Source organism: Chryseobacterium barbadense, from assembly GCF_042849955.1.
Lineage (GTDB): Bacteria > Bacteroidota > Bacteroidia > Flavobacteriales > Weeksellaceae > Chryseobacterium.
The window spans coordinates 1-4,703 of sequence record NZ_BAAFHL010000104.1 but is presented as its reverse complement, the minus strand read 5'-3'; the positions used below and the strand labels follow the sequence as shown (position 1 = coordinate 4,703).

7 protein-coding genes are annotated in these 4,703 nt (G+C 37.6%); 6 read left to right on the top strand and 1 reads right to left on the bottom strand.

The annotated features are described in order from the left end of the window. From ACGHIN_RS16545 to ACGHIN_RS16530, 4 genes are all read left to right on the top strand, one after another. Positions 1 to 422 (top strand): SPFH domain-containing protein (locus ACGHIN_RS16545; protein WP_390456082.1); only part of this gene is annotated, 422 nt, incomplete at its 5' end. A gap of 99 nt (positions 423 to 521) precedes the next feature. Next, positions 522 to 716, top strand: a complete 195-nt coding sequence (locus tag ACGHIN_RS16540) for a type II toxin-antitoxin system antitoxin (protein WP_390456079.1) — start codon at positions 522 to 524, stop codon at positions 714 to 716. A gap of 104 nt (positions 717 to 820) precedes the next feature. Then, entirely contained in the window at positions 821 to 1,207 is a 387-nt protein-coding gene (locus ACGHIN_RS16535) for a hypothetical protein (protein ID WP_390456077.1), read from the top strand. Then, complete coding sequence (locus ACGHIN_RS16530) at positions 1,208 to 1,861, top strand: sigma-70 family RNA polymerase sigma factor (protein WP_390456074.1); 654 nt, start codon at positions 1,208 to 1,210, stop codon at positions 1,859 to 1,861. 46 nt (positions 1,862 to 1,907) lie between these two features. On the opposite strand, the gene ACGHIN_RS16525 is transcribed toward ACGHIN_RS16530, so the two are convergent. Next, complete coding sequence (locus tag ACGHIN_RS16525) at positions 1,908 to 2,057, bottom strand: histidine kinase (RefSeq protein WP_121461826.1); 150 nt, start codon at positions 2,055 to 2,057, stop codon at positions 1,908 to 1,910. Positions 2,058 to 2,193: 136 nt separating this feature from the next. Between ACGHIN_RS16525 and amaB the strand changes: the two genes are divergently transcribed. Together amaB and ACGHIN_RS16515 are read left to right on the top strand one after the other, a co-directional pair. Next, complete coding sequence (amaB, locus tag ACGHIN_RS16520) at positions 2,194 to 3,744, top strand: L-piperidine-6-carboxylate dehydrogenase (RefSeq protein ID WP_390456071.1); 1,551 nt, start codon at positions 2,194 to 2,196, stop codon at positions 3,742 to 3,744. A gap of 71 nt (positions 3,745 to 3,815) precedes the next feature. Continuing rightward, a partial coding sequence (locus ACGHIN_RS16515) for an aminotransferase class III-fold pyridoxal phosphate-dependent enzyme (protein ID WP_390456068.1) occupies positions 3,816 to 4,703 on the top strand: 888 nt, incomplete at its 3' end.

Here is a 4,703-nt window from a genome sequence, read left to right as displayed (position 1 = left end):
CTGCCGTAAGACACCTTGCTGTAAGTTTTCCTTATGATAATCTTGAAGATGAGCATGCTAATATTACATTAAGAGACGGTGGAGACCAGGTAAATAAAATCCTGGAAGAGGAATTAACGGAAAGACTAGCTCCGGCAGGAATCATTATTCAGGAGGCAAGGATTACCCATTTGGCTTATGCTTCCGAAATTGCGGGGGCAATGCTTCAAAGACAACAGGCAACGGCTATTGTGGCAGCAAGAACCAAAATTGTGGAAGGAGCAGTGGGAATGGTAGACCTGGCTCTTAAAAAACTTTCAGAAGAAAACATCGTTGAGTTGGATGATGAAAGAAAAGCAGCTATGGTAAGTAATTTGATGGTAGTACTTTGTGGTGAAAAAGCAGCAACCCCAATTTTAAACGCGGGAACCCTATACAATTAGTAATTAAATCTGCAGGCTTAGCTAAGTGAACGACTTTGCGCATAAAAGCACAAAAATAGTTGAAAACCTTAGCGCTCTTTGCGTTTAAAAAAAGAAAAAATGAAATCAGAAAAAGCTCAAAACTCTTCCGAAACCCCTTCAAAAGGTAAAAAGTCTTTTGTGATCAGGATAGATGAGTCTACCTATAAACTTCTGGAGAAATGGGCAAATGATGAATTCAGGAGCGTAAACGGACAGATTGAGTATTTGCTTCATCAAAGTCTGATCAGTTCAGGAAGAAAGAAAAAAGAATAGTTTTGAAATGAAAAAGTGAGTAAATTTTCCAAAAGAGTGTAACCTTTTTGTGACAGCCTGACTCTATTGTTTAGAACATCGATTTTTTAAATAAAAAAATAAAAATGGAAACAATACAGCTAAAACAATTTCAGAAGGTTTTTAATATTTTAAAATTTACCTTTGTAGTAGTTCCCGTTGTCGCGGGACTGGATAAATTTACTAATATCCTCTGCGAGTGGGAGAAGTACATTAATCCCGCACTTCTCGATATTTTACCGTTCTCTGCTGCAGCTTTTATGATGATTGTCGGCATTATTGAGATTATTGCAGGAGTATTGGTCCTCATCAATCCTAAAATCGGCGGTTTAGTGGTTTCGGTATGGCTGGTACTTATTGCACTCACCTTATTGGCAGGCTGGAACTTTGCAGATGTTGCTGTAAGAGATTTGGTAATAGCTGTTTCAGCTTTTTCAATGACAAGATTGGCATCAATTCTCAATTCTAAATAAATGAAGGCAGACGAAAAATATACTGACCTGGAATTAATAGAGAAAGTTCTGAATAAGGAAACTTCCGCTTTTGAAGTATTGATCCGGCGAAACAATCCTTCTCTCTACCGAATTGGAAGAATGTACCGTTTCAGTCATGAAGATACGCAGGATATCATGCAGGATACTTATATTGAGGCGTTTCTTCATTTAGATCAGTTTAAAAATAAATCCACTTTCCGGACCTGGATCTCGAAGATAATGCTTCATCAATGCTATCGTAAAGTTCAGAAATGGTATACGAAACATATGGAGTCTCTTGAAAATAAAAGTCAGATTTTCGAAAATCTTCATCATAGTGAAACATCCCATGAAATTATGAACAGAGAATTAAATGCCATCATTGAAAAAAGCCTGTTCAATATCCCTCAGGAATACAGAACGGTTTTTACATTAAGAGAAATCAACGGATTAAGTGTACAGGAAACAGCCGAAGCTTTAGACATCAGTGAAAGTAATGTGAAAGTTCGGACCAACCGGGCTAAGAATTGCCTGCGGAAAGAACTGGAAAAATTTTATGTAAAAGAAGAAATTTTTGAGTTTAACCTGATCTACTGTGATCAGATGGTTGCACGAGTAATGAGCAAGATCAGGGAAATAAGTAGGAAAGAATGATCAATAATCTTATTAAAAAAGAAAGCAGAGAAATTTCTCTGCTTTGTTATTTCATGCAACTCTGAAGCGTATCTGCCCCAAAGTAGAATATGACCAGCCATATCAAACCTTTAATGGTAAAAAAAGCAAATCCTGCCCATCCCACACGTTTGAACCACTTTTTGAACTTCGAATTATTTTCCTGCGGATTTTCCATTGCTGAAATTAAAAATATTACCTTACAAAGATAAACATGTTTAGAATTATTCCAAATAACAAAGCTGTTAAAAAAATAAAATTTTGCGTTTCGTATAATATTTTTATCTTTAGAGAGAACGAAAAGTAAACATTTTATGTCTAAAAAAATCAAAGATTTTGGGATTGAAAAAACGCTCAAAAATCTAGGTATTAAAGAAGAGAACAAAGGAACATCAACAGGCGGAAAATATTTCGCATCAGGAAAAACGATAGAAAGTTTTTCTCCCGTAGATGGCAAATTAATTGCTAAAATTAAAACCTCCGGCGAAAGTGATTACGATAAAGTAATTGAGTCTGCCCAGAAGGCATTTCAGGAATTCAGACTGATTCCGGCTCCGAAAAGAGGAGAGATCGTAAGACAATTAGGCCAAAAGTTAAGAGAATACAAAAACGATCTTGGAAAACTTGTCTCTTATGAAATGGGGAAATCTTTACAAGAAGGTTTAGGTGAAGTGCAGGAAATGATAGATATCTGTGATTTTGCAGTTGGAGTATCAAGACAATTGCATGGTTACACAATGCATTCCGAAAGACCCGGCCACAGAATGTATGAACAATATCACCCACTGGGAATCGTAGGAATCATTACAGCCTTTAATTTCCCGGTAGCCGTTTGGTCCTGGAACACCGCTTTAGCATGGATATGCGGAAATGTTACTATCTGGAAACCTTCTGAAAAGACTCCGCTTTGTGCCATTGCATGTCAGAATATCATGTCTGAAGTACTGAAAGAAAATAACCTTCCTGAAGGAATTTCAAGTGTACTGGTGGCAGATCATGAGATCGGTCAGAAACTAGTAGATGACAAGCGTGTTTCTCTTGTTTCTTTCACCGGCTCTACAAGAGTGGGAAGAATGGTTTCTTCCAGAGTGGCAGAAAGATTTGGAAAATCAATCCTTGAATTAGGCGGAAACAATGCCATCATCATTTCTCAGGATGCAGATCTGGATATGGCTATTATCGGCGCCGTTTTTGGAGCAGTGGGAACTGCAGGGCAAAGATGCACTACTACAAGAAGACTCATCATCCATGAAAGCGTATATGATGATATGAAGAAAAGGCTGGTTAAGGCTTATGGACAATTAAAAATAGGAAATCCTTTGGACGAAAATAACCATGTTGGGCCACTGATTGATACCGATGCCGTTAATCAATACGAAGAGTCGATCAAAAAATGTAAAAAAGAAGGTGGGAAATTCATTGTTGAAGGCGAAGTTTTAAAAGGAAAAGGGTACGAATCCGGCTGCTACGTAAAACCATGTATCGCTGAAGTGAAAAACTCTTACGATATCGTTCAGCACGAGACTTTTGCCCCAATTTTATATCTCATCAAGTACAAAACATTAGAAGAAGCAATTGCTATCCAAAATGATGTACCTCAGGGGTTATCTTCATCCATCATGACCCAAAACTTAAGAGAAGCGGAATTATTCCTTTCTCACGCAGGATCAGACTGTGGAATTGCCAACGTGAATATCGGAACATCCGGAGCTGAGATCGGAGGAGCTTTCGGTGGTGAAAAAGAAACCGGGGGCGGCAGAGAATCCGGATCAGATGTATGGAAATACTATATGAGAAGACAAACCAACACTATTAATTATACAGCGCAACTCCCTTTAGCGCAAGGTATTAAATTTGATTTATAAAATTTTTAATTTATATGAATCAAAGATTGAATCATATAAATTAATCACAAATTCCCTAATCCCAAAAAAGTATGGAACAAACAATTGAAGTGAAAATGAATAAAGTAAAAGAAACAGTAGGAAAACATGTTCTTGCAGATGGTTTTGATCTTGTGATGGATATCGAGAAATCACACGGCTCATGGTTATATGATAAACTTTCTGAAAAAGAATATTTAGACATGTTTTCCATGTTTGCATCGGCATCTATAGGCTATAATCATCCTTATCTGGTGGAAAAATCAGCATGGTTAGGAAAAATGGCCGTTAACAAACCAACATTAGCTGATGTTTACTCCGAAGAATATGCTCATTTCTTGGAAGTATTTGAAAGAGTGGTACTTCCCGAAGAATTACAATATGCCTTCTTTATCGAAGGGGGAACGCTGGGCGTTGAAAATGCCATGAAAGCATGTTTTGATTGGAAAACACGCAAGAATTTTGAAAAAGGCCTGCAAACCGAAGCTGGTATTTGCATCCACTTTAGACAGGCTTTCCACGGAAGAAGCGGTTATACGTTAAGCTTAACCAATACCTCAGATCCAAGAAAATATCAGTATTTCCCGATGTTTGACTGGCCAAGAATCCTTAATCCTAAATTAACTTTCCCAATTACAGAGGAAAACTTAGAAGAAACCATCAAAAATGAAAGAATGGCCTTGCTTCATATTGAAGAAGCAATTTTATCCAATCCGGATAAAGTAGCCTGCGTCATCATTGAGCCAATTCAGGCAGAAGGCGGAGACAACCACTTCAGAGATGAGTTCTTTACGGAACTGAGAAAACTATGTGATGAAAATGAGGTTCTGCTGATTTTTGATGAAGTACAGACAGGAATAGGAATCACTGGAAAAATGTGGGCTTTCCAGCATTTTACGGCGAAACCTGATATTATTTCTTTCGGGAAAAAAGCCCAGGTT